This is a genomic window from Pseudolabrys sp., assembly GCF_035943735.1.
In the GTDB taxonomy this organism is placed as follows: domain Bacteria; phylum Pseudomonadota; class Alphaproteobacteria; order Rhizobiales; family Xanthobacteraceae; genus Pseudolabrys.
This window is the reverse complement of the sequence record NZ_DASZBV010000015.1, coordinates 1-22,402: the sequence shown is the minus strand read 5'-3', so window position 1 is coordinate 22,402 and position 22,402 is coordinate 1. Positions and strand designations below refer to the sequence as shown.

The window sequence follows — 22,402 nt, the reverse complement described above, 5'->3', positions numbered from 1 at the left end:
CGGAGGACGCCATGTCGCGCATCGGATTCATCGGTCTCGGCAATATGGGACTGCCGATGGCGCAGAACCTCCTGAAAGCCGGGCATCAGGTCGAGGGCGTCGACATCAATCCGGATGCGGTCGCCAAGCTCAAGGCCGCGGGCGGCACGACGATCGACATGGCCGGCGTCGCCGCCGCGCGCGCCGACGTCGTCATCACCATGCTGCCGGCAGGCAGCCATGTGCGCGACGTCTATCTGTCGCCCGGCGGCATCGTCGAGAGCGCCAACCCCGGCACGCTGCTGATCGACTGCTCGACCATCGACGTGACGAGCGCGCGCGAAGTCGCCAAAGCGGCGGAGGCGAGGGGGCTGATGATGCTCGACGCGCCGGTCTCGGGCGGCGTCGGCGGCGCCACCGCCGGCACGCTCACCTTCATGGTCGGCGGCCCGGCGCAGGCGTTCGCGCGCGCCGAGCACATTCTCCAACAGATGGGCAAGACCATCGTGCACGCCGGCGGCGCCGGCAACGGCCAGGCGGCGAAGATCTGCAACAACATGATCCTCGGCATCTCGATGATCGCCGTATCGGAAGCCTTCGTGCTCGCCGAACAGCTCGGCCTCGAGCACCAGAAGCTGTTCGACATCGCCTCGAAGTCGTCCGGGCAGTGCTGGGCGATGACGTCGTATTGCCCGGTGCCGGGGCCGGTGCCGACCTCGCCGGCGAACCGCGATTACGCCGCCGGATTCACCGCGGCGATGATGCTCAAGGACCTCAAGCTGTCGCAGGACGCGGCGAAGGCGGCGGGCGCCGTTACCGAAATGGGAGCGAACGCGGCAAACATTTATTCACGCTACGTGGACAGCGGCGAGGGTTCCCGCGACTTTTCCGGCATTATCCGCTTCGTTCGCGGCTGAATCGCCGGCGCGCGGCCGGGCAGGGTGAACGGAGTCTTGCCGCGCTGTGGCCAAATTGCGCCAATCCGCTGACAATTCGCGGCATCAAATTCACCATTGGTTTATGCAGTTATTTAAGCGGATTTTAGATCGTCCCCTTTAGGTTGGCGTCATACGGAGCGGGGAAAACAGGGCCCCGTTACCAGAGACAAAAGACATAAGACGCAAACAGGGGCGTTGACATGAAAGCTGTTGTGAAAACGGTCGTTGAGCCTGAGCGCGAGCAGCGCTTCGAGCACATCCGACCGCTCTATCTCGAAGCCTTGACGTTGGTGGAGCGGCTGCATCGCCGCCTGCTCGACGTCATCAAGGACGAGTTCGACCGTCGCGGGCGCTCGGATATCAATTCCGTGCAGGCGCTTCTGCTCTACAATATCGGCGACAAGGAGCTGACTGCCGGCGAGCTGCGCACGCGCGGCTACTATCTCGGCTCCAACGTCTCCTACAATCTGAAGAAGCTCGTCGAGATGGGCTTCCTCGACCATCAGCGCTCGCGCGTCGACCGCCGTTCGGTGCGCATCAAGCTGACCGACAAGGGTCGCGAGGTGCGCGACATCGTCGAGACGCTCTACCAGAAGCACGTGCGCACCGTTGAGCAGGTGGGCGGCATCAACGCCGACGAGTTCTCCACGCTCAACAAGTCGCTGCACCGGCTCGAGCGCTTCTGGACCGATCAGATCCTGTATCGCCTCTAGGACTGCAACGCTGGACTGGCGAAGACTTGACCCCGGCCGCACCTCCACGGCCGGGGTCCTTGTCGTTTGCGCGGGCGTCACGGACGGCCCTGCGATCACAAGTGCGTCACCGCGCGCATGGCGGCAGCCACAAAAACGCCGACAGTTCCCGATAGTCTGCTGTCGAATTATCGGCTATGTGGCCGCGTCCGGGGGCGACACCCGACGCCATCGTCCGAGATTGCGATGCCTGACAAATCCCGCTGGGCCGGCCTTCGGCCCCACCGACGCGCTTTTCTCTCGCTGATCGGCGCCGGGGCCGTAGCCGCCCCCGCCATCCTGCGGCCGGCCAGGGCCGCCGAGGACCCGATCCTGCAGGGGCTGATCGAGCAGAATCAGCGCAAGGACCTCGGGCAGGACTTCGACAGCGCCTCGCGCACCATCCATATGCCGAAGTCCTCGCTGCCGACCCTATCGCCCTCGACGGCCGACACCACGGCGCAGGCGGTCGGCGAATACGAGGGCATCCTCTCCCGCGGCGGCTGGCCGCGGGTGCCGCCGGTCGATCGGCTGCGGCTGGGAAACCGCCATCGCGCCGTCGTCGCGCTGCGCAAGCGGCTCGCCGTCACCGGCGACCTCGACGCGCATGCCGGTCTCACCGACATCTACGATTCCTACGTCGAGGCGGCGGTGCGCCGCTTCCAGGCCCGGCACGGCATCTCGATCGACGGCATCGTGCGTCCGGAAACGATCTCCCGCATGAACGTCCCCTGCGACGTGCGCGTCGGGCAGTTGAAGACCAATGTCGGCCGCCTCAAGGCCCTGAGCAAGGATCTCGGCGAGCGCTACGTGATGGTCAACATCCCGGCGGCGCAGGTGGAGGCGGTGGAGAACGGCGTCGCCGTCGGCCGCTACACCGCCGTGGTCGGCCGCCCCGACCGGCCGTCGCCCGACGTCAACAGCAAGATCACTGCGGTCAATTTCAATCCCTACTGGACGGTGCCGGTGTCGCTGGTGCGGCGCGATCTCGAGCCGCTGATGCAGAAAGACCCGACCTACCTGACCACCGAGCACATCCACATCTACGACATGCACGGCCAGGAGCTGCAGCCGTCGCAGATCGACTGGAACAGCAACGAGGCGGTGAACTACCGCTTCCGCCAGGACCCGGGTGACTTCAACTCGCTCGGCACCATGCGCATCCAGTTTCCGAGCCCGGACGGCGTCTACATGCACGACACGCCGGAGAAGGGCCTGTTCGGCTCCGACATGCGCTTCCATTCGTCGGGCTGCGTGCGCGTGCAGAACGTGCGCGAGCTCGTCGAGTGGCTGCTGCGCGACACGCCCGGCTGGTCGCACCAGCAGATCGAGGAGACCGTCAAGTCCGGCGCGCGAATCGACGCCAAGCTGGCGAAGCCGGTGCCGGTGCACTGGGTCTACATCACCGCCTGGGCGACCCCGGACGGCGTCGTCCAGTTCCGCGACGACATCTACAACAAGGACGGTCTCGGCATGTACGCCACGACCGCCAAGGGCTGAGGCGCCGTTCCTCCGAAGCCGATCGTTTCTTTGTCATGGCCGGGCTTGTCCCGGCCATCGCGCTTGGGACGGCACAAGGGCCTCCTAAGCGAGGTTGCCGGGACCATAAGGGCGTTCACGCCCGTATAAACCCCACATATTGCGGCTGAAAGCGCCGGTTATCCCCATCGCTTGGCGCATGCGGGCCGATGTGGTATCCGAACCGGAATCCTGAGCCGTCTGTCTGCCCCCGTTTGGCGCCGTCCTCCGGCGCCAGGAGAAAGTGATGTCCGTAAGCCCGAAAGCCGCCACCAACGACCTCGACGCCTTCTTTTCGGCGCCGCTTGCCGAGACCGATCCCGAGATCGCCGACGCCATCGGCAAGGAACTCGGCCGCCAGCGCGACGAGATCGAGCTGATCGCCTCGGAGAACATCGTCTCGCGCGCCGTGCTCGAAGCGCAGGGCTCGGTGCTGACCAACAAGTATGCCGAGGGCTTGCCGGGCAAGCGCTATTACGGCGGCTGCCAGTACGTCGACATCGCCGAGCGCGTCGCCATCGAGCGCGTGACCAAATTGTTCGGCTGCAGGTTCGCCAACGTGCAGCCGCACTCGGGCGCCTCGGCCAACGCCGAAGTGTTCTTCGCGCTGATGCAGCCGGGCGACACCTTCATGGGATTGAACCTCGCCGCCGGCGGCCACTTGAGCCACGGCATGGCGATCAACCTGTCGGGCAAATGGTTCAAGCCGGTGCCGTACAACGTGCGCCGCGAGGACCAGCGCATCGACATGGACGAGGTGGCGAAGCTCGCGCGCGAGCATAAGCCGAAGCTGATCATCGCCGGCGGCTCGGCCTATCCGCGTATCATCGACTTCAAGCGCTTCCGCGAGATCTGCGACGAGGTCGGCGCCTATCTCTTCGTCGACATGGCCCACTTCGCGGGCCTCGTCGCCGGCGGCGCGCATCCTTCGCCGTTCCCGCACGCGCACGTCGTCACCACGACCACGCACAAGACGCTGCGCGGCCCGCGCGGCGGCGTCATCCTCACCGACGACGAAGAGTTGGCCAAGAAGATCAACTCCGCGGTGTTCCCCGGCATGCAGGGCGGGCCGCTGATGCACGTCATTGCAGCGAAGGCGGTGGCCTTCGGCGAGGCGCTGCGGCCGTCGTTCAAGGTCTACGCGAAGAACGTCGTCGAGAACGCCAAGGCGCTGGCCGAGAATTTGAAGGCGCACGGGCTCGACATCGTCTCGGGCGGCACCGACACGCATCTGATGCTGGTCGATCTCAGGCCGAAGCAGTTGACCGGCAAGATCGCCGAGCTGGCGCTCGGCCGCGCCCACATCACCTGCAACAAGAACGGCATCCCGTTCGACCCGGAGAAGCCGACCATCACCTCGGGCATCCGCCTCGGCACACCGGCGGGTACGACGCGCGGCTTCGGCGTCGCCGAATTCCAGCAGATCGGCGACATGATCGCCGAGGTGCTCGACGTGCTGTCGCAGAAGCATGCGGAAGAGGACTCTTTGGTCGAAGGCAAGGTGCGCGACAAGGTCGGCGCGCTGCTCAAGCGCTTCCCGATTTATCAGTGACGGTGGGGCCGCACATTCAGTGTCATGGCCGGGCTTGTCCCGGCCATCCCGATCAGAAGGGCACTGCGTCCCTAAGCGGGATGCCCGGCACAAGGCCGGGCATGACAAGAGAGGGGTAGGGGGAACACATCATGCGCTGCCCGAGCTGCGGTAGCCTCGATACGCAGGTGAAGGACTCGCGGCCGACGGAAGACTCGGCGGTGATCCGCCGCCGGCGCGTGTGCCTGACCTGCAATTTCCGCTTCACCACCTTCGAGCGCGTGCAGTTGCGCGAGCTGACCGTGATCAAGCGCAACGGCCGCCGCGTGCCGTTCGACCGCGACAAGCTCCTGCGCTCGGTGCAGATCGCGCTGCGCAAGCGGCCGGTCGATCCCGAACGCATCGAGCAGATGGTGTCGAAGGTCGTGCGCGAACTGGAAAGCCTCGGCGAGAACGAGGTCAGCTCGGAGACGATCGGCGAGGCGGTGATGGAGCAGTTGCGCGACGTTGACGATGTCGCTTATGTGCGCTTTGCCTCCGTCTACAAGAATTTCCGCGAGGCCAAGGATTTCGAGGCCGCGCTCGCCGAACTTTCCGAAGACGGCAAGCCGGTGGCGGCGGCCGAACGCAAGTGAGTTTGCACATCGTGAGTCTCACGCCGCAGCCTTTCCCTCCCCCCGCGAGCCTTTGCGAGCGGCGGGGAGGGTCGACCGCGAAGCGGTCGGGGTGGGGGGCTCTTGCTACGTTAAAAAGAAAGTCCCCCCACCCCCGACCCCTCCCCGCCGCTGCGCGGGGGGAGGGGCGCGCATACGCTTTGCCAAGACATGACAGACACTGACTTCACCGCCGAAGACCTGCGCTTCATGCGCCTCGCGCTCGATCTCGGTCGCCGCGGGCTGGGCCACACCGCGCCGAACCCGGCGGTCGGCGCCGTCATCGTCAAGGACGGCGTCATCGTCGGCAGAGGGTGGACACAGGACGGCGGCCGGCCGCATGCCGAGGTCGAGGCGCTCAAGCGCGCCAAACGCGCCGCCAACGGCGCCACGCTCTACGTGACGCTCGAGCCGTGCTCGCACCAGGGACAGACGCCGCCCTGCGCCGACGCCGTCATCAAGGCCGGCATCGCCCGCGTCGTCTCGGCAATGGAAGACCCGAATCCGGAGGTCGCGGGGCAGGGGCATGCGCGCCTGCGCGAGAAGAAGATCACGGTCGACGTTGGGCTGCTCGGCGAGGAGGCGCGGCGCGCCCACGCCGGGCATATCGCCCGCGTCACGCAACACCGCCCGCGCGTGCTCCTGAAGCTTGCCGTCTCCGCCGATGGCAAAGCGGGCTTGGCCCACCGCAAGACCGTGCAGATCACCGGCGAAGAAGCGCGCGAGCGCGTGTTCATGCTGCGCGCGCAGAACGACGCGATCCTGGTCGGCATCGGCACCGTGCTCGCCGACAACCCGCAACTGACCAGCCGTCTGCCGGGCATGATGGAGCGTTCGCCGGTGCGCGTCGTCCTCGACGCGCAATTGCGTACGCCGCTGTCGCTGTCGGTGATCTCGACCGTGCGTGACTGTCCGACCTGGCTCTTCTGCGGCGAGAAGGCATCGGAGGTGGCGCAGGACATCCTCGAGCAGAAGGGCGTGCGCGTGTTCCGCGTGCCGGAGACCGACGGCAGGCTCGACCTCGATGCCGTGCTGAAGACGCTCAACGGCGAAGGCATCACGCGGCTGATGGTGGAGGGCGGCCCGACGGTGGCGGCGAGCTTCGTCGCCGCCGGTCTCGTCGACGAGGTCGCGCTGCTGCGTGGCCTGACGCAGATCGGCGCCAACGGCATCGACGCGCTCGAAGGCCTGCCGCTCGGCAAGTTGACAGAAGGCATGACGCCGCTCGGCAGCGAGACGCTCGGCGTCGACACGCTCGAATGGTATGGGCGCACATAATGCGTTCACGCACACCCTCTCCATGTTCCCCGGGGGTCCCGGTACAAAAGAAAGCGGGGTCCCGGATCGGCGGTGCATCGCTTCGTGCTGCACCGCGTCCGGGACGCGAGGTGCTCTGATGTTCACCGGCATCGTCACCGACCTCGGCGAAGTGCGCTCGATCAAGGCGCGGGCGAACAACCTGCAGCGCATCACCATCTTCACGCGCTACCCGCGCGCCGAGCTGGTCGAGGGCGCGTCGGTGGCTTGCTCCGGCGTCTGCCTCACCGTGGTCGACACCGGCGAGGAGGACGGCCGCACCTGGTTCGCGGTCGATGCCGCCGACGAAACCTTGCGCATCACCGGCGTCGGCCGCTGGCGGCACGGCACGCGCATCAATCTCGAGCGCGCCTTGAAGATCGGCGACGAGCTCGGCGGCCATATCGTCTCCGGCCATGTCGACGGCATCGCCCGCGTCGTCGAACGCGAGGACATGACCGACATGGCGCGCTTCACCTTGCGCGCGCCGACGGAATTGTCCCGCTTCGTCGCCGCCAAGGGCTCGGTGGCGCTCGACGGCGTGTCGCTCACGGTCAATACCGTTGCCGGCAACGACTTCACCGTGCTGATCATCCCGCACACGCTGAAGATGACCTCGATCGGCACGCTCAAGGCCGGCGACGACGTCAATCTCGAAATCGACACCATGGCGCGTTACGCGGCGCGGCTGATGGAGACGAAGTAGCTGCCCGTGTCCCGGGCGCAGCGCGGCACGAAGTGGTGCGCTGCAGGCGCGGTTACGCGCGTCTTCGCCACGCTATGGCGCTGCGCCGCGTCCGGGGCACGCAAAGCCCTTGTTCCCCCCGCCTGCGCTTGCTACGACCCGCCCGCATCAGGATCATTTTTGCATGGCCAAGAAACGAGCAGGCGGCGCGAAGCCCGCGCCGAAAAGCGCCGCCAAGCCGGCGGCGAAGAGCGCGCCGAAAAGCGCGCCGCGCGACAGCCTGCACATGCTCATCGTCGAGGCGCGCTATTACCTCGGCATCGCCGACGAGCTGCTGTCCGGCGCCAAGAAGACGCTCGACGAAGCCGGTGCGACCTACGACGTCATCACCGTGCCCGGCGCGCTCGAGGTTCCGGCCGCCATCGCCATGGCCGTCTCCGCCGCCGCGAAAGGCAAGCGGCCGTATGACGGCGCCATCGCGCTCGGCTGCGTCATCCAGGGCGAGACCTATCACTTCGACATCGTCTCGAACGAATCTGCGCACGGGCTCATGCGGCTGTCGCTCGACCTCCAGCTTCCGCTCGGCAACGGCATTCTCACCGTGGACGACGAGTTGCAGGCGAAGGCGCGGCTCGGCGGCGAGCACGGTCACAAGGGCGTCGACGCGGCGCGCGCGGCGCTGGTGATGGCGCGGCTCAAGCGCAGCCTGAAGGACAAGTGATGGCGCGCGAGGCCAAACGCGACGACAAGGAGCGCAAGGCGAACAAGCGCGGCGCCGCGCGGCTCGCCGCGGTGCAGGCGCTCTACCAGATGGACCTCGCCGGCACCGGCCTCAACGAGATACTCGCTGAATTCGAAAGCCACTGGCTGGGCCGCGAGGTCGAGGGCGCGCAATATCTGCCGGCCGAGGCCGCCTTCTTCCGCGACGTCGTCACCGGCGTCGTGCGCGAGCAGCGCCTGCTCGATCCGATGATCGACGAAGCCTTGCAGTCGTCGTGGCCGCTCAAGCGCATCGAGACCGTGCTGCGCGCGGCGATGCGGGCAGGGGCTTACGAGCTCACGCACCGCAAGGACGTTCCGGCGCGCGTCGTCATCACCGAATACGCCGACGTCGCCGCCGCCTTCGTCGGCCGCGACGAGACCGGCATGGTCAACGCCGTGCTCGACCAATTGGCGCGCAAGCTGCGCGCCGACGAATTCACCACCGGGTGACGCCATGGGCGCCTCCGACGACAGGATGTCGGCCGAGGATCGCCTGATCGCGGACTACTTCAAGCCGATCGCCACGCATCCGGGCGCGCTTGCGCTGACCGACGACGCCGCCTTCGTCACGCCGGCGCCCGGCACCGACGTGGTGCTCAAGACCGACGCCATCATCGGCGGCGTGCATTTCTTTGCCGAGGACGACGCGCGCGACGTGGCGCGCAAGGCGCTGCGCGTCAATCTCTCCGATCTCGCCGCCAAGGGCGCGACGCCGCTCGGCTTCCTCGTGTCGCTGGCGTTGCCGAAGGACACGAGCGCCGACTGGCTGAAGCGCTTCGCGCTCGGCCTGCGCGAGGATGCCGAAGCCTATGCCTGCCCATTGTTCGGCGGCGACACCGACCGCACGCCGGGGCCGGTGATGGTGTCGATCTCGATGTTCGGCAGCGTGCCGTCCGGCGCCATGGTGCGCCGCGCCGGCGCCAGGCCGGGGCACCGCGTCTTCGTCACCGGCACGATCGGCGACGCCGCGCTCGGCCTCGTGCTGCGGCAGGGTGCGACGTGGCCACTCACCGCGGCGCAGCGCGAGCATCTGCTCGCGCGCTATCTCTTGCCGCAGCCGCGCAATGCGCTGGCCGAGGTCGTGCGCGCCTACGCGTCGGCGGCAATGGACGTGTCGGACGGGCTCGCCGGCGACCTGACGAAACTTTGCCGCGTCTCCGGCGTCGCCGCGCACATCGACGTCGCCGCGGTGCCGCTGTCGGATGCGGCCCGCGCTGCCATCGCTGCCGATGCCGCGATGCGCGAGACCGCGCTCACCGGCGGCGACGATTTCGAAGTGCTGTGCACCGTGCCGCCGGCGCGGGCCGACGCCTTCCGCGCGGCGGCGCGGGCCGCGGGCGTGCCGGTCACCGACATTGGCGTCGTCGAAGCCGGCGCGGGCGCGCATTTCATGGACGGCGGCCGCGAACTCGCCTTCCATCGGCTGTCCTTCTCGCATTTCTGAGTGCCGGCCGGGCATGACCGCCCGGCGGGCCGCGAATGACTCCGCGCGCGGCCTCGCGCTATAGTCGTCCCCAACAACAAGACCCTGAGGAAACCTCCATGGACGACATGACGGCCAAAAAGGCCGCGCTGCGCGCGACCACGCCGCATCCGAACTTCGCCAAGTGGCACAAATTGTTCCCGACCAGCGCCTGGCTGCGGCGCAAGGCGCCGCAGAACGTGCCGCTGTTCTCCTTCGAATACGGCGACACCGGCGCCGGCAACGACATCGGCATCCGCGACAACTGGAACGCCTTCGACGGCATCAAGGTCGTGCCGCGCTACGGCGTGAAGTCGTCGAACGACCTGCCGCCGACCGACGTCGAGCTGTTCGGCACGCGCTACGCCGCGCCGATCGGCATCGCGCCGATGGGCGGGCCGTCGCTGGTCTGGCCGTCCGCCGATCTCTTGATGGCGAAGGCCGCGCAGCGGGCTGGCGTCCCGTACACGCTCGGCGTCGCCGGCGGCGCCACCATCGAGGACGTCGGCCGCGTCGCGCCGGACGTGTTCTGGTTCCAGCTTTACCGGTTCCACAAGGACAATCACCGCATCGGCTTCGATCTCATCCGCCGCGCCGAGGCCGCCGGCGCCAAGGCGCTGGCGCTGACCATCGACGTGCCGGTGCGCACCACGCGCTCGCGCGAGACCTATGCGGGCCTCGGCGGCGAATTCCATCCGACGCCGCGCATGATCCGCGAGATGCTGGTGCGGCCGAAGTGGCTGTCCGCGCTCATCCGCAAGGGCTACCCGCGCTTCGCCACCATCCGCTCCTATGTCGGCGAGAACGCCTCGACCAACGACGTCATCCGTTTTGCCCGGACGCAGATGGGCGGCGCCTTCACCTGGGAGGAGGTCGCGCTCTATCGCGAGCGCTGGAAGGGGCCGCTCCTGGTGAAGGGCGTGCTGCATCCGGCCGACGCCGAGAAGGCGGTGTCGCTCGGCATCGACGGCATCTGGGTGTCGAACCATGGCGGCCGCCAGATCGAGGCGCTGGTGCCATCGATCAACGCGCTGCCGTCGATCGTCTCCGCGGTCGGCAACAAGGCGACCATCGTCGTCGACAGCGGCGTGCGCTCCGGCCAGGACGTGATGCGGGCGATGGCGCTCGGCGCCAATGCCGCGTTTGCCGGCAAGTCGTTTTTGTGGGCCGTCGGCGCGCTCGGCGACGAGGGGCCGGACCAACTCATCGACCTCTACATGGACGAGTTCCGCGCCTGCCTCGGCCAGATCGGCGCCGCGTCGCCGGCCGATTGCCGCAACGCCAAGATCCTGCACCCGGGGGCGATCACGTATTGATCTTCAACCTCCCCACCACTCGCTTCGCTCGTGGGAGGAGGGGAGCGAAACACACCTGCCCTGCATCCGCGGCAGTAGCCCTGTGCTCCGGAGCCCGCTAAGAGGGAATCGTATCTGCCGGGGCGATCTCCATGTCGGCTTTAGCCGAACCGATTCCACATGCCGTGCACGATGATGGCCTGGCGCGGCGCAATGCGTTCGTGCTCGCCTGCGCGCAGGCGCTCGCCGGCGGCAACAACACTGTTATCGTCTCCACCTCGAGCATCATCGGCTCCATCCTCGCGCCGGAGAAGGGCTTCGCCACGCTGCCGATCACCTTCATGGTGTTCGGCATGTGGGCCGGCACGCTGCCGGTCGGCGCGCTGGCGCGCCGCTACGGCCGCCGTTTCGCGCTGCAGACCGGCTCGTTGTTCGGCATCTCGTCCGGCCTGATCTCCTACACGGCGGTGATGCAGGGCTCGTTCGCGCTCCTGCTCGCCGGCACCTTCTGCGGCGGCCTCTATGCCTCCGCGCATCAGTCCTACCGCTTCGCCGCCGCCGATACCGCGAGCGAGCGCTTCCGCGCCCGCGCGGTGTCCTACGTGCTCGCCGGCGGCATCTTCGCCGCGGTGCTCGGGCCGCAACTCGTCATCTGGACGAAAGACATCCTGAGCCCGCATCTGTTCGCCGCCAGCTTCCTCGGCCAGTCGGCCTGCGCGCTCGCCGCGGCGGTGGTGCTGCATTTCGTGCGCATCCCGCATTTCAAGGCGCCGGCGCATCACGAACGGCGGCCGCTCGGAGCAATCGTGCGCCAGCCGCGTTTCATGGTCGCGGCCGCCTGCGGCATGGCCGCCTACGCCATGATGAACATGGTGATGACTTCGGCGCCGCTGGCCATGGTCGGCTGCGGCCATTCGGTCACCGAGGCGACGCTCGGCATCCAGTGGCACGTGCTGGCGATGTACGGGCCGAGCTTCTTCACCGGCGGGTTGATCGCGCGCTACGGCGTCGAGCGCATCACCGGTATCGGCCTCGCGCTCATCTGCGTGACGGCGGTCGTCGCCATTTCCGGCATCACGGTCGCGCATTTCTGGACGGCTTTGGTGCTGCTCGGCATCGGCTGGAACCTGGCCTTCATCGGCGCGACCACCATGGTCACACAGTGCCACCGCGCCGACGAGCGCACGCGCGTGCAGGCGTTCAACGACTTCCTTGTCTTCGGCGCGATGGCGGTGTCCTCGTTCTCGTCCGGGCAATTGCTCGAGACCGTCGGCTGGGCGGCGATCAACGAAGTGGTCATCCCGGTCGTGCTCGTCGTCTTCGCGCTGCTGATGTGGACGCGTCTGCGCAGCCGCGCGGCGCTGCAGGGCGCGTAGGTTTCACAACCTCTCCCGTCATTGTGGAGGAGCCCGCACCCTCGGCGCGGTTACGCGTTACGGCTCAGCCGCCCGGGACGGCAGCTGTAATAATTCGTGATCTAGGACTATTGACATTCCTATGTTGATAGACTTATATGCCTGACATCCCGCCCCGTTACCGAGGGGCGTCTGATCAAGCGTCTCCAGACGCGGGGCGGGATGCGGTGGCCGGGGAAGGGGGCGTCGGAGATGCGGCGCGGTTTCCCCTCCCGGCGGTTCAAGCCGCACCGTCCCGGCGTGCCGACCGCACGTCGCTGGGCCACAGTGATGGTATTGCCGGCGCCGGTCACAGGACAACCGGCAATGATCGGGGCCCGTAGTGGTGGAAAGGCCTTGGCTGCGAAAGCAGGAGGGCCTGAAAGGAGAGTCCACCAGGGGCGGTGCGGAGCAGACCGATTAAACACCGCGCGCGGGACGCCTTGGGTCTGGCGGACTTGCGGTTTAACGGACTTCAGCATGCCTCGATGCTGCGAGGCGTCGAGGTCCGTGGGTCCGAGCGCCTTGTTTGCGCACACTGCGCAAGCTTGTGTGCGCCCGGGACCCGAAGCGTCCCGCGCGCCCTCGGTACTTCTCGGGAGCGGCGGACATGGATTGCGGACTGCGGCGTACCCGGCGCCGACCAAAGAATACGGGCGATGAGTCATGTCTCGTCGTCACTCCGGGTCCGCTCGCTGGCGCAAGTGTTCCGCAATGACAGCCTCACCAGTTGTTCTTCCCCAAGATCACGCCCTTCGGCGGCGGCATGGTGTCGGGCACGAAGAAGTCCGGTTGCAGCGGCTGGCTCGGATCGGCGCGGTACTGATCGAAATCGGTGACGCCTTCGCTCGCGAGGAACGTGTCGTCGATCAAAAAATTGCCGGTGAAGCTTACGTCTTTCGCGAAGATGCGATACGCGGCATCGGCGAGGATCGCCGGCGTGCGCGACATGCGCATCATCGTGTCGCCGCCGAGCAGGTTCTTGATCGCCGCGGTGGCAATCGTCGTGCGCGGCCACAGCGCATTGACCGCGACCTTGCCGCGCAGTTCGCCGGCGAGCCCGAGCACGACCAGGCTCATGCCGAACTTGGCCATCGAGTAGCCGGTCGACGGCGCGAACCACTTCTCCTGCATGTCGAGCGGCGGCGACAGCATCAAAATGTGCGGCCGCGCGGCCTTCGCGAGATACGGCAACGCGAACTTCGACACCATGAAAGTGCCGCGCGCATTGATGCCGTGCATCAGGTCGAAGCGGCGCATGTCGGTCTGCGCCACCGGCGTCAATTGAATGGCGCTGGCATTGTTGACGACGATGTCGATGCCGCCGAAGGCCTGCGCCGTCTTCTCCAGCGCGTTGCGCACCTGTGCTTCCTCGCGCACGTCCACCTGCAGCGGCAGCGCGCGGCCGCCGGCCTTCTCGATCTCGGCGGCGGCGGTGTGGATGGTGCCTTCGAGTTTGGGATGCGGCTCCGCCGTCTTCGCCGCGATGGCGACATTGGCGCCGTCGGCCGCGGCCTTGAGCGCGATCGCGAGGCCGATGCCACGCGAGCCGCCGGTGATGAACAGGGTTTTGTTCTTGAGAGACATTATTGCAGCACCGCCTCCGCGTTGAGCACGCTGGCCGCGCCGTCGATGATGTTGCGTTCCAGGCCCGCTGCCTGCACCGCGATGTTTTCGGCGAAGAAGCGCGCCAGCGCCACGCGCGCGGCGGCGTCGCCGCCCTCGCGCAGCGCCGCGAGCGCTTGTCCGGCCAGCATGCAGCCGCCGGCGGCGTTACCGAACAGCCTGAGATACGGCGTCGCGCCGGCCAACGTCGTTTCGGACGTCTTTTGCGCCAGCAGCCATTGCGTCGCGCGCTCGAGGCTGTCGACCGCGTCGTTCAGGCGTGCCCCGGTCTGGCCGAAGGTTTCGACGTTGCTCGCCTGCACCGCCGTTATGATCTCCCGCAACTCATTGAGATAGAGCCGGATGGTGTTGCCGCCCGCGAGCGGCACCTTGCGCGTGACGAGATCGCTCGCCTGGATGCCGTTGGTGCCTTCGTAGATCGCGGCGATGCGGGCGTCGCGGTAGTGCTGCGCCGCGCCGGTCTCCTCGATGAAGCCCATGCCGCCATGCACCTGCACGCCGAGCGAGGCGACCTCGATGCCGATGTCGGTGGCGAAGGCCTTGGCCACGGGGGTGAGCAGCGAGCAGCGCTGGTGCGCCGCCTGCCGCGCCGCCGCGTCCTTGCCGCGCAACGAACGGTCGAGCGCGACGCCGGTGGCGTAGCAGATGGCGCGCGCGGCGCCGGTCAGCGAACGCATCGTCAGCAGCATGCGCTTGACGTCCGGGTAGTGCACGATGGTGCCGCCGGCGCCCTGCTTGCGCTCGCGCGCATAGGCCATCGCCTGCTGTGTCGCGCGCTCGGCGATGGCGACGCCCTGGACGCCGACGGCGAGGCGGGCCCGGTTCATCATCGTGAACATGCAGGCCATGCCTTTATGCTCTTCGCCGATGAGGAAGCCGACCGCGCCGCCTTTGTCGCCGTAGACCATGGTGCAGGTGGGCGAGGCATGGATGCCCATCTTGTGCTCGACCGAATGCGCGCGCACGTCGTTGCGCGTACCATCCGGCAGCACTTTCGGCACCAGGAAGAGCGAGATGCCTTTGGTGCCGTCCGGTGCGTCGGGCAGCCGCGCCAGCACGAAATGGATGATGTTGGAGGTTAGGTCGTGCTCGCCGTAAGTGATGAAGATCTTGGAGCCGGTGAGGCGGTAGCTGCCGTCGGCGGCATGTTCGGCCCTGGTGCGCAGCGCGCCGACGTCGGAGCCGGCCTGCGGCTCGGTCAGTTCCATCGTGCCCATCCACTCGCCGGTGACGAGCTTCTGCAGATACTGCTGTTTGAGCGTGTCGGAGCCGTAGGCATCGAGGGCGTCGATCGCCGCCATGGTCAGCACCGGGCCGATGCCGAAGGCCATCGAGGCGGCGTTCCACATCTCGATGCAGGCGGCGTTGACGGCGTGCGGAAGGCCCTGGCCGCCGAACTCGGCCGGCGCGGCAAGGCCGTTCCAGCCGGCCGCGGCCCAGGCGGTGTAGGCCTCCTTCCAGCCCGGCGGCGTGGTCACCTTGCCGTCCTTGAACGGCGTCCCGAACTGGTCACCGATGCGATTGAGCGGCGCGATCACGTCGGAGGCGAACTTGCCGGCCTCCTCCAGCACGGCGTCGATCGTGTCCTCGTCCATCTCGCCGTAAAGGCCCTCGGCGAGCGCCTCCCTGAGGCCGGACGTGTGTTTGAGAGCGAAAGCGATGTCGGCGACGGGGGCCCGGTAGGTCATGCCGCCAATGTAGCCGCCGCCCGGGTCCGGTCAAAGCGCAGCGGCGTGGCTGCGGGTGGCCGCGCGCTCTCTATATAGAGAGTGGCGGCCGCGCGACCGCCGTTGATCGGGCAGGGCGGCGCCGCTATGGTCCGCCCGCCGCGCCGCCGCTTCCGGCCGCGCGGATTTTCCCGTGCCGCGTTGGGGCGTAGCCAAGTGGTAAGGCAGCGGATTTTGATTCCGCCATTCCCTGGTTCGAATCCAGGCGCCCCAGCCAGGCACTCCGGTCTCTCGCCGGGGTGGTCGTGAAAAGCGCGAAACCCGCGCGAACGCGCCACTTCTTCTGAGTGGGCCCGGTCTCCGTGCTCGCGAATTCCACGAACAGGCGGCGGCCTTCCTAGAAATCTCCGGGTGCGTCCCGCGAAATTCCCGTTTTGCGGAGAAGCAGACCGGAGACTGGTGCGAACCCACTGCTAGCCGACCCTGCTAGTCAGATATGGTTCAATGCTATTTGAATACTTAGATGGACTGCCAAAATACTCGCGAACTGATTGGAAAACGCTACTTTGTTCATCAGTGCAGAAGATGCGGCGCCCACGCCGGCCGAACGGCTCTACGCTCCCCGTCCAGATCCCGGGAATTGAGAGGCAGCGACGACATAGCTTCGTCTGATCAACGTATGAAAAGATTTCTGACATAGAGAAGCACGGCGGCAAGCGTCGCGTGCACACTTCCCCACCAGGTCAGGGGCTTCGCATCGCCAGCGGCGTGGCGCGCGATCTGGCCCCGCATTACAGACGCCGCCATTGAATCTGAAAACGCGGGAAGCCATTCGACTCGGCCGGCCGTCACGTAATAGTGCGATTTACAAGGCGCATCGCAAACCGCAATCGAGGGGCTGACAGTAGCCCACCCTCCCGCAGACACGATCTGATGGCTATCCGGCACGAGCAGCATGACCTTGTGACCGCAACCGCATGCGCAGAGCAGGGCGCCTAGTTCATACTCTTCGCTGTGATACACCACATTCGCGTTGAGTTGCTTTGGGATGCGTTCGACGGCTTGGTAGCGGAAGGTCAAAGCGCTTGCTCCATGGAATCCATTTCGAGCGTGGCGGAATCGAAAATGTACCAGCTCGACTTGTCGATGCACTCGATTAGCCCGAAATGTTGCTTGAACCTGATGACCGCCAATGTCGCGTTCAGGGCGTTAAATTCGCCGATTTGCGCTTGCTTGCGGTATTCGTTGTCCTTACCGTTCTCGACTGGCAATTGGGCGGTGCCGACATTCTCCTCGAAGGCACGCCGATCGGAGCCGGTGACACGAACGAAGCCGCTGAGCCCGTTCTTCGCGCGCTCGAGACCCATACCGCAATCGATATACGGAATGCCTTTGGTGCTCAGCCAGTCGACGATGAGGCGCCGCGCCGGGCCATCATCGACGGATACGAAGACGAAGTCGTACCCGGCCAGTTTCTCGATATTGACCGCGGTGATCTTCTCGGGAAAGGCGTCGATGCCCGCATGCCATTGCCCGTATTGCCGCGACAACGCCTCGACCTTGAGTTCCCCGATGGCGCGCAGAATAAAGCCGGGAAAGCGGAAGATCGTATGGATATGCACCTTGTCGTCGTCGAACAGCGCGATACGTTCAAGATGCGTGCGGGCGATGAAGTCGAGGATGTAGGCGCCGGTGCCGCCGAGCCCAACGATCGCAGCTTTCTTTCCGCGCAGCAAGCCTGACAGATCGTTCATGTTGTACCTCGCCGACAGCGTGTCTGGAAAGCGAAGTGGGCTGTTTTGCGCTGCTGCTTTGATTTCGATGGCGCGCAGAGGACTGGCATCGGGAAAAACGGATCGCGCAGGTCCGGTGATTGCCTCGATATAGGTCTGTATCTTCTCCTCGAAGGATCGATACGGGCGCATCTGGCCCGTCTCATGAAGCTTGAACGAGAACGAGCAGTCGGCGACGAGGTCTGGCGTGACGGAGATGCGGTTCGGGCCGCCGCCGAGCCGAAGCTCGCGCCCCGTCTGGTCATGTGGACGTTCGCCGCGCCACCATGCTTGATGGTCTTTAGGCGGATCAATCACCGCATTGGCAATGTCGAGCGGGCTCATCCAGTCGCCGTATTTGAGCCCGCCGTCTTTGCCAAGATATGGTAAGCCGTACACGACCAGATATGCGCCGATGAAGTCGATGAGGTAGCCCTGATCCTCCATGTCCTGGAGGAAGGGGTTACGACTCACCAGTTCCGGCAACGCGAAAGCGCATGTCATTTTTCACCTTTACCGTCTGTCCGGGGGCGAGGGTGCCACGATGGTTCTCGACCGGACCATGTGAATATTTGACGAGATACTCGGTCGACGGCTTGCCGCCGCTGCCGAGATAGAGCTCAATCACTTGCGCGTAGCTGATGTCCTTCTCGTCGATCTCGTGCTCATCGCCGTTGACGAGAATCTTGAACGGCTTCTGGCTGTAGAAGTGCTCGTCCTGCTTCAGGCGAATGACAATACCGTCCCGTGGCACGGGCGCGTCTTCATGATCGCCACCAACCTCCCGGAAGAGCTCTTGGTGGTTGGCGATGCCGCCAAGCTTGTACAAAGCTTCGCCGGTCGTAAGGGTCGGGGAGGTGTACGGTTCGCGATTGATGTGGATGCGAACGGTGTGGACGGAGACAGGTGCCGCCGGCGCGCCGGCCGGCGTCTGGTGCGCCCCGTCGACAATGGAATGATCGGACATTGGCTGAGATTCCTTTCGTTTGGGCCGAGAATCTGCTTTAACTTCAGATGCCTCTTCTGTAAGACGTTCCGAACACGAGACGGAATGTCTTACTAATGCAACAGACTAACCGAGTCCCGAGAGCCCGTCAAGGCTCCCGGGCCTTTGCGCGCCTGAGGGAGATCGAATGCCCCTTTCAATTGAAGAATTTGGCCGATTGGTCGCTGCGAAGCGCGGGAGCCGCGGGGTGCGCGCTGCTGCGCTCGACGCCAATGTCAGTGCCGCTACGCTGTCGCGCGTTGAGAATGGCCACATGCCCGACCTCAAGACCTTCGCTGCCCTCTGCAAGTGGATCGACAGAGACCCACGCGAATTTCTTGGGTTGGAGGCGAAAGACCAGTCAGAAAGGCCGGGCACGGTGGTGCATTTCAAAAAGAAGAAGACCGTCCAGGTGGAGACGGCCAAGGCGCTTGGTGAGCTGATCCTAGCCGCCCAAAAGGCGCTCCTCGCCCGCGACGGACTCATTGGCCGGTGAACCAACTTGCGTCGTGGATTCAAATCGGAGAGCGAGAGGCGTTCTGCAGCGGCGCGGCAGGCGCTTGGTATAGGGATGTACGCGCCGTTCGATCCATGGCGGTATGCAGAGCACCTGAAAGTCGTGGTGCTTGACTTTCACAAACTGGGTTTATCGCCGGCGGCGCTGCGGCAGTTAACGGCCGTAGACGGCGACAGTTGGTCAGCCATGACCATCAAGCAAGACGAACTTATCGGCGTTGTTCTCAATCCATCGCACGCCGATACCCGACAGCGTGCTGATCTGATGCACGAGCTCGCTCATATTGAGTTGGAGCACGTGCCGATGCGCGTCGAAGTATCGAAAACCGGCCTCATGCTGTTGAGCGACTATTCTGAAGAACAGGAGCAAGAAGCTGACTGGCATGCGGCGGCATACTTGCTGCCCCGCGACGGAATATTTCGATTGCGTAGTCGCAACAAGTCCGCAGCTGATATTGGTCAGCATTTCGGCGTGAGCAAAGCGCTCTGTGAATGGCGGCTGCGTATGACAGGGGTGGAAGTACAGTTGCGACGTACATCAAGCTTCTAAGTATATCACCAATGGGCTCGCACCCGCGCGCGGGATATTCGGATTTCGTCATCGATGAAAAGAAAACCGTGCATTGGCGGCTCGTTTTTCTTCGAGATGCCGATATATAGTTTGTTGGCCACGGGCGGACAGCGCGGGAAAGTAGAGCCCCCAGCACCTAGACAGAGCATACTTGCGGCTTTGCCCGCCGCGAAAGCAAGATCTGACCACGCCCGATTTTAGCACGCGCACTCGGCTAGGGAGACGTTGAGATGCCGCCAGCTATTAGGACCATTGGGCCGCTGCATCTTGAGGATTTAGAGCCGCATCGCTTTGAAGATTTGGTGCGCCAGCTCGCATATGACTTCCGGCCGTGGACGAACATCGAGCCGACAGGCCGGGGCGGGGCGGACGACGGATACGATGCACGCGCTTGGGAGCGAATCAGCCCACCGGAAGAGCAAAATGGAGATGATGAGGACGGGGCGCCTGCAACGCGGGTCTGGCTCGTCCAGTGCAAGCGCGAGAAACAGATAAGCCCCAAGAAGCTTCGCGAATATTTGGACGGCCTGCCTCAAAGCGTGGAGGAGCCGATTTACGGCGTCATCTTCGCGGCCGCCTGCGATTTCTCAAAGATGGCGCGCGACACGTTTCGAACGCGGACAAGAGAGCTGGGCTTCAGCGAGGCTTACCTGTGGGGCAAGGCCGACATCGAAGACCAGCTCTTCCAGCCGAAGAACGACCATCTGTTATTCGCCTACTGCGGCTTCTCACTTCAGTTACGCAAACGAAGCCTAAAGACCGAGCTGAGGGCGCTGCTCGCAACCAAGAAGCGTGCGCAGAAAGTATTCGAATCCGGTAGGCCCGTGCTCATTCGCGATGCCGGCGACACACGTTATCCGTATCTCGACGAAAACAAGAACGTGGGTCGGGAAGAGCGCGGCTTTTGGAAGATATTTCAACGAGGCGAATGCAAACACGACGGGGTACATCTTTATTGGCGAAGGAAATTCGGCTTCTTCGACCAAGACAACGTCCATTGGGACTTAGCGGACAACATGAACGACGCGCTTGAGCATTCCATGATGGATCCCTGGAGTGAGGACGAAGCTACCAAAAAGATTAATGATGGCAGACAGATCGCGATGGATATCTGGAGCACGCTGCCTGAAGAAGAAAGGGCTTGGTACGAAGCGCACTTGGTTCTTCCTTATGAGAATATTTTGGCATTTGATGAAGACGGCGACGATGTCTTTAACGGTCCTCATGTGTTTTCAACGCAATGGATTTTTCAGCCGCCACATAGAGAAAGGTATACGCATCAACTTTATACGAATAGCACGGAGTACCCCACTCGGTACTGTAAGATGGACGATCGAAATCGGGTTAAAAAATTTCCGCGCGCTGGAGAATGAGCTGCTAGCCACGCGATAATGCGACCGAGCTTGCGAGTTTTCAGTTGCAACCTAGTGCTTGTCCGGCGGCGCGGCGCCCATCGCTATGTTGTCAGAATTTCACGCAGCTGCTTCGCTGCGTGCGGAGGCGAGCGATAGTGCTATTAAGTTCGTCTGGCGTACGGAATCGGCCGGCGTCCGGGTGCGGGCGAAATTGCGGAGCGGGGCTGCTGCCAATCTCGATCAATTCCGGGTGCGGCAAATTGCACTTGTTTAGAGGTGGGCCTGCCCGTTAAAATCCCGCCCAAAGGGGAAGCGGATGGTCACTTTTATTATCGATTGTCCTATCTGTAGAGCGAAGGTCGGAGCGGAAGAAAAGGGCCGCTTGGACCACGTCGAGTTTGACGAGGATGCCGGTGAGCCATACGGCGAGCGAATCCTGATAGGCACCTGTCCTAGCTGCGGCACGTCGCTGGTAGGCCGGGCCGCACAGAATGAGTTTGAAGGCTGGGATGGGAGCCAGGAAAGTACCTATTCCGATGTCGTGCGGATTTACCCAAAGCCCCCTAAGGCATTTTTAAGCCACCGCATTCCGCGTACGCTCAATGAGTCGCTAATTGAGGCAGACCGATCTTTTCAGGCAGGGGCAAACATCGCCGCCTGCGTGATGCTTGGTCGTTCCCTTGAGGCTCTTTGTCGCGATGTTCTTGAGCCCGCTGCTGGGACCGGTGAGGAAAAGCCGGTCAAGCCGAAGAAGCGGATGATGCTTGCCGAGGGCATCCGCGAACTCCACGCTCGAAAAATCATTGACGACCGTTTGTTGGATTGGAGCCAGCAGCTACATGCGTTCCGCAACTTGGCCGCGCACCCCGAAGATATCACGATCTCGCGGCAGGATGCGGAAGACCTTCAGGCCTTCGTTTACGCGATCACCGAGTACGTGTATGACCTCACTGACCGTTACAACGAGTTTAAGCAGCGCCTGGAGGATAAGAAGAAGCCAAGGCCGAGTGCGGCGGAAATGTTTTCTTCCCTCGGAATACCGAAGATGTAATGAGGCGGCGCTATTCGCCGGCAATGGTTGCGCTCTACAAATCACGCGCCGCGAAGTCGTCCTCGATGGGCTCCCCCTTCTCAAGACGCTCAAGTTACTTTTCGCGGGCGCGAAGTCCTTCATTCATAAGGTAGATGAGGCTGATGGCCCCATTGCGCCGAGTGGCCTCTTTGAATGCCGTTGGCGCGACGCCGTAATGCGTCGCCACCGTGTTCATCACGTCAACGATGAGAGCGAGTGCATCATTGACCTGTGCTCTGCTCGCGCTCTCAAGTTGCTCGGCTGTTTCGTCCTCTAACGCGAGCTTAAGATCTAAATGCGCGATGTGCTTGTTGCGCCACTGTTTGGCGAACTTCGAGCCGGCGATAACTGCGTCAATCTTGGCAGCGACGGTCTTCTTGAACCCTTCATCCTGGATCAGGTGGCTGAAATTCCGCAACGTCAGGTTCTTTTGACCGCCGGTAATAGGCAGGTTGACCTGCCACTGAACTTTCATCCAGCGGCGATTAGAGCCTCGGCCAATGTTACGCCTTTCGGCGCGGTGAGTGTACCGGCATAGGCAGCCGGCGTTTTGTAGCCAAGCGAAGAATGCGGCCTCGCGGTGTTGTAGTCGGC

General features: G+C 64.5%; 23 protein-coding genes and 1 tRNA gene. 17 read left to right on the top strand and 7 right to left on the bottom strand.

All coding sequences use genetic code 11. The features are described from left to right. Nucleotides 1-11 precede the first annotated feature (11 nt). From mmsB to VGV41_RS07855, 12 genes are all read left to right on the top strand, one after another. Entirely contained in the window at nt 12-896 is an 885-nt protein-coding gene (gene mmsB, locus VGV41_RS07910) for a 3-hydroxyisobutyrate dehydrogenase (protein WP_326863254.1), read from the top strand. 221 nt (nt 897-1,117) lie between these two features. Beyond that, complete coding sequence (gene ldtR / locus VGV41_RS07905) at nt 1,118-1,630, top strand: transcriptional regulator LdtR (protein ID WP_326863253.1); 513 nt, start codon at nt 1,118-1,120, stop codon at nt 1,628-1,630. Between the two features lie 225 nt (nt 1,631-1,855). Continuing rightward, entirely contained in the window at nt 1,856-3,148 is a 1,293-nt protein-coding gene (locus VGV41_RS07900) for a L,D-transpeptidase family protein (RefSeq protein WP_326863252.1), read from the top strand. A 265-nt stretch (nt 3,149-3,413) separates the two neighbouring features. Next, a complete protein-coding gene (gene glyA, locus VGV41_RS07895; protein ID WP_326863251.1) occupies nt 3,414-4,718 on the top strand; it encodes a serine hydroxymethyltransferase in 1,305 nt (434 codons plus the stop codon). 131 nt (nt 4,719-4,849) lie between these two features. Beyond that, nucleotides 4,850-5,332 carry a transcriptional regulator NrdR gene (nrdR, locus tag VGV41_RS07890; protein ID WP_326863250.1) on the top strand — a complete coding sequence of 161 codons (483 nt, stop codon included), beginning with the start codon at nt 4,850-4,852 and terminating at the stop codon, nt 5,330-5,332. Nucleotides 5,333-5,521: 189 nt separating this feature from the next. Next, the gene (ribD, locus tag VGV41_RS07885; RefSeq protein WP_326863249.1) at nt 5,522-6,628 is read left to right on the top strand and encodes a bifunctional diaminohydroxyphosphoribosylaminopyrimidine deaminase/5-amino-6-(5-phosphoribosylamino)uracil reductase RibD; all 1,107 of its coding nucleotides are present in this window, start codon (nt 5,522-5,524) and stop codon (nt 6,626-6,628) included. A 118-nt stretch (nt 6,629-6,746) separates the two neighbouring features. After that, nucleotides 6,747-7,352, top strand: a complete 606-nt coding sequence (locus tag VGV41_RS07880; protein WP_326863248.1) for a riboflavin synthase — start codon at nt 6,747-6,749, stop codon at nt 7,350-7,352. Between the two features lie 265 nt (nt 7,353-7,617). Continuing rightward, nucleotides 7,618-8,052, top strand: a complete 435-nt coding sequence (gene ribH, locus VGV41_RS07875; protein WP_326863329.1) for a 6,7-dimethyl-8-ribityllumazine synthase — start codon at nt 7,618-7,620, stop codon at nt 8,050-8,052. Further along, the gene (nusB, locus tag VGV41_RS07870) at nt 8,052-8,543 is read left to right on the top strand and encodes a transcription antitermination factor NusB (protein WP_326863246.1); all 492 of its coding nucleotides are present in this window, start codon (nt 8,052-8,054) and stop codon (nt 8,541-8,543) included. The genes ribH and nusB overlap by 1 nt, the downstream gene beginning before the upstream one ends. 4 nt (nt 8,544-8,547) lie before the next feature. After that, nucleotides 8,548-9,537, top strand: coding sequence for a thiamine-phosphate kinase (gene thiL, locus VGV41_RS07865; protein ID WP_326863244.1), 990 nt, complete (start codon nt 8,548-8,550; stop codon nt 9,535-9,537). Nucleotides 9,538-9,635: 98 nt separating this feature from the next. Continuing rightward, a complete protein-coding gene (locus VGV41_RS07860; RefSeq protein ID WP_326863243.1) occupies nt 9,636-10,871 on the top strand; it encodes an alpha-hydroxy acid oxidase in 1,236 nt (411 codons plus the stop codon). Nucleotides 10,872-11,002: 131 nt separating this feature from the next. Beyond that, nucleotides 11,003-12,226 carry an MFS transporter gene (locus tag VGV41_RS07855; RefSeq protein WP_326863242.1) on the top strand — a complete coding sequence of 408 codons (1,224 nt, stop codon included), beginning with the start codon at nt 11,003-11,005 and terminating at the stop codon, nt 12,224-12,226. Between the two features lie 741 nt (nt 12,227-12,967). Here VGV41_RS07855 and VGV41_RS07850 read toward each other — a convergent pair. Beyond that, on the bottom strand, nt 12,968-13,831 hold the full coding sequence (locus VGV41_RS07850; RefSeq protein ID WP_326863240.1) for an NAD(P)-dependent oxidoreductase: 864 nt from the start codon (nt 13,829-13,831) through the stop codon (nt 12,968-12,970). Further along, nucleotides 13,831-15,558, bottom strand: coding sequence for an acyl-CoA dehydrogenase (locus VGV41_RS07845; protein ID WP_326863239.1), 1,728 nt, complete (start codon nt 15,556-15,558; stop codon nt 13,831-13,833). The genes VGV41_RS07850 and VGV41_RS07845 overlap by 1 nt, the downstream gene beginning before the upstream one ends. A 181-nt stretch (nt 15,559-15,739) precedes the next feature. Between VGV41_RS07845 and VGV41_RS07840 the strand changes: the two genes are divergently transcribed. Further along, nucleotides 15,740-15,814: transfer RNA gene (locus tag VGV41_RS07840), tRNA-Gln, on the top strand. A gap of 395 nt (nt 15,815-16,209) precedes the next feature. On the opposite strand, the gene VGV41_RS07835 is transcribed toward VGV41_RS07840, so the two are convergent. From VGV41_RS07835 to VGV41_RS07825, 3 genes are read right to left on the bottom strand one after another with little or no spacing between them, the layout of a single operon-like run. Then, nucleotides 16,210-16,617, bottom strand: a complete 408-nt coding sequence (locus VGV41_RS07835) for a DUF6527 family protein (protein ID WP_326863238.1) — start codon at nt 16,615-16,617, stop codon at nt 16,210-16,212. Further along, nucleotides 16,614-17,795 (bottom strand): ThiF family adenylyltransferase, encoded by a 1,182-nt coding sequence (locus VGV41_RS07830; protein ID WP_326863237.1) that lies wholly within the window; start codon nt 17,793-17,795, stop codon nt 16,614-16,616. Before VGV41_RS07830 ends, VGV41_RS07835 begins: the two co-directional genes overlap by 4 nt. Further along, the gene (locus VGV41_RS07825; protein ID WP_326863236.1) at nt 17,773-18,276 is read right to left on the bottom strand and encodes a multiubiquitin domain-containing protein; all 504 of its coding nucleotides are present in this window, start codon (nt 18,274-18,276) and stop codon (nt 17,773-17,775) included. Before VGV41_RS07825 ends, VGV41_RS07830 begins: the two co-directional genes overlap by 23 nt. Nucleotides 18,277-18,442: 166 nt before the next feature. On the opposite strand from VGV41_RS07825, the gene VGV41_RS07820 reads away from it, so the two are divergent. From VGV41_RS07820 to VGV41_RS07805, 4 genes are all read left to right on the top strand, one after another. After that, nucleotides 18,443-18,790 carry a helix-turn-helix transcriptional regulator gene (locus VGV41_RS07820; protein ID WP_326863234.1) on the top strand — a complete coding sequence of 116 codons (348 nt, stop codon included), beginning with the start codon at nt 18,443-18,445 and terminating at the stop codon, nt 18,788-18,790. Between the two features lie 75 nt (nt 18,791-18,865). Then, a complete protein-coding gene (locus VGV41_RS07815; protein WP_326863233.1) occupies nt 18,866-19,360 on the top strand; it encodes an ImmA/IrrE family metallo-endopeptidase in 495 nt (164 codons plus the stop codon). A gap of 251 nt (nt 19,361-19,611) precedes the next feature. Continuing rightward, nucleotides 19,612-20,754: a hypothetical protein gene (locus VGV41_RS07810; RefSeq protein WP_326863232.1), complete on the top strand. Its 1,143-nt coding sequence runs from the start codon at nt 19,612-19,614 to the stop codon at nt 20,752-20,754. Nucleotides 20,755-21,052: 298 nt separating this feature from the next. Continuing rightward, entirely contained in the window at nt 21,053-21,787 is a 735-nt protein-coding gene (locus tag VGV41_RS07805) for a DUF4145 domain-containing protein (protein ID WP_326863231.1), read from the top strand. A 94-nt stretch (nt 21,788-21,881) separates the two neighbouring features. Here VGV41_RS07805 and VGV41_RS07800 read toward each other — a convergent pair whose 3' ends face one another. Then, on the bottom strand, nt 21,882-22,283 hold the full coding sequence (locus VGV41_RS07800; RefSeq protein WP_326863229.1) for a hypothetical protein: 402 nt from the start codon (nt 22,281-22,283) through the stop codon (nt 21,882-21,884). Continuing rightward, a partial coding sequence (locus tag VGV41_RS07795) for an integrase core domain-containing protein (RefSeq protein WP_326863328.1) occupies nt 22,280-22,402 on the bottom strand: 123 nt, incomplete at its 5' end. The genes VGV41_RS07795 and VGV41_RS07800, both read right to left, overlap by 4 nt.

Excerpts from the sequence above, each read along its gene's own strand:
- mmsB (WP_326863254.1), top strand. The coding sequence starts at position 12 with ATGTCGCGCATCGGATTCATCGGTCTCGGCAATATGGGACTGCCGATG.
- ldtR (WP_326863253.1), top strand. The coding sequence starts at position 1,118 with ATGAAAGCTGTTGTGAAAACGGTCGTTGAGCCTGAGCGCGAGCAGCGC.
- VGV41_RS07900 (WP_326863252.1), top strand. The coding sequence starts at position 1,856 with ATGCCTGACAAATCCCGCTGGGCCGGCCTTCGGCCCCACCGACGCGCT.
- glyA (WP_326863251.1), top strand. The coding sequence starts at position 3,414 with ATGTCCGTAAGCCCGAAAGCCGCCACCAACGACCTCGACGCCTTCTTT.
- nrdR (WP_326863250.1), top strand. The coding sequence starts at position 4,850 with ATGCGCTGCCCGAGCTGCGGTAGCCTCGATACGCAGGTGAAGGACTCG.
- ribD (WP_326863249.1), top strand. The coding sequence starts at position 5,522 with ATGACAGACACTGACTTCACCGCCGAAGACCTGCGCTTCATGCGCCTC.
- VGV41_RS07880 (WP_326863248.1), top strand. The coding sequence starts at position 6,747 with ATGTTCACCGGCATCGTCACCGACCTCGGCGAAGTGCGCTCGATCAAG.
- ribH (WP_326863329.1), top strand. The coding sequence starts at position 7,618 with ATGCTCATCGTCGAGGCGCGCTATTACCTCGGCATCGCCGACGAGCTG.
- nusB (WP_326863246.1), top strand. The coding sequence starts at position 8,052 with ATGGCGCGCGAGGCCAAACGCGACGACAAGGAGCGCAAGGCGAACAAG.
- thiL (WP_326863244.1), top strand. The coding sequence starts at position 8,548 with ATGGGCGCCTCCGACGACAGGATGTCGGCCGAGGATCGCCTGATCGCG.
- VGV41_RS07860 (WP_326863243.1), top strand. The coding sequence starts at position 9,636 with ATGGACGACATGACGGCCAAAAAGGCCGCGCTGCGCGCGACCACGCCG.
- VGV41_RS07855 (WP_326863242.1), top strand. The coding sequence starts at position 11,003 with ATGTCGGCTTTAGCCGAACCGATTCCACATGCCGTGCACGATGATGGC.
- VGV41_RS07850 (WP_326863240.1), bottom strand. The coding sequence starts at position 13,831 with ATGTCTCTCAAGAACAAAACCCTGTTCATCACCGGCGGCTCGCGTGGC.
- VGV41_RS07845 (WP_326863239.1), bottom strand. The coding sequence starts at position 15,558 with ATGACCTACCGGGCCCCCGTCGCCGACATCGCTTTCGCTCTCAAACAC.
- VGV41_RS07825 (WP_326863236.1), bottom strand. The coding sequence starts at position 18,276 with ATGTCCGATCATTCCATTGTCGACGGGGCGCACCAGACGCCGGCCGGC.
- VGV41_RS07820 (WP_326863234.1), top strand. The coding sequence starts at position 18,443 with ATGCCCCTTTCAATTGAAGAATTTGGCCGATTGGTCGCTGCGAAGCGC.
- VGV41_RS07815 (WP_326863233.1), top strand. The coding sequence starts at position 18,866 with ATGTACGCGCCGTTCGATCCATGGCGGTATGCAGAGCACCTGAAAGTC.
- VGV41_RS07810 (WP_326863232.1), top strand. The coding sequence starts at position 19,612 with ATGCCGCCAGCTATTAGGACCATTGGGCCGCTGCATCTTGAGGATTTA.
- VGV41_RS07805 (WP_326863231.1), top strand. The coding sequence starts at position 21,053 with ATGGTCACTTTTATTATCGATTGTCCTATCTGTAGAGCGAAGGTCGGA.
- VGV41_RS07800 (WP_326863229.1), bottom strand. The coding sequence starts at position 22,283 with ATGAAAGTTCAGTGGCAGGTCAACCTGCCTATTACCGGCGGTCAAAAG.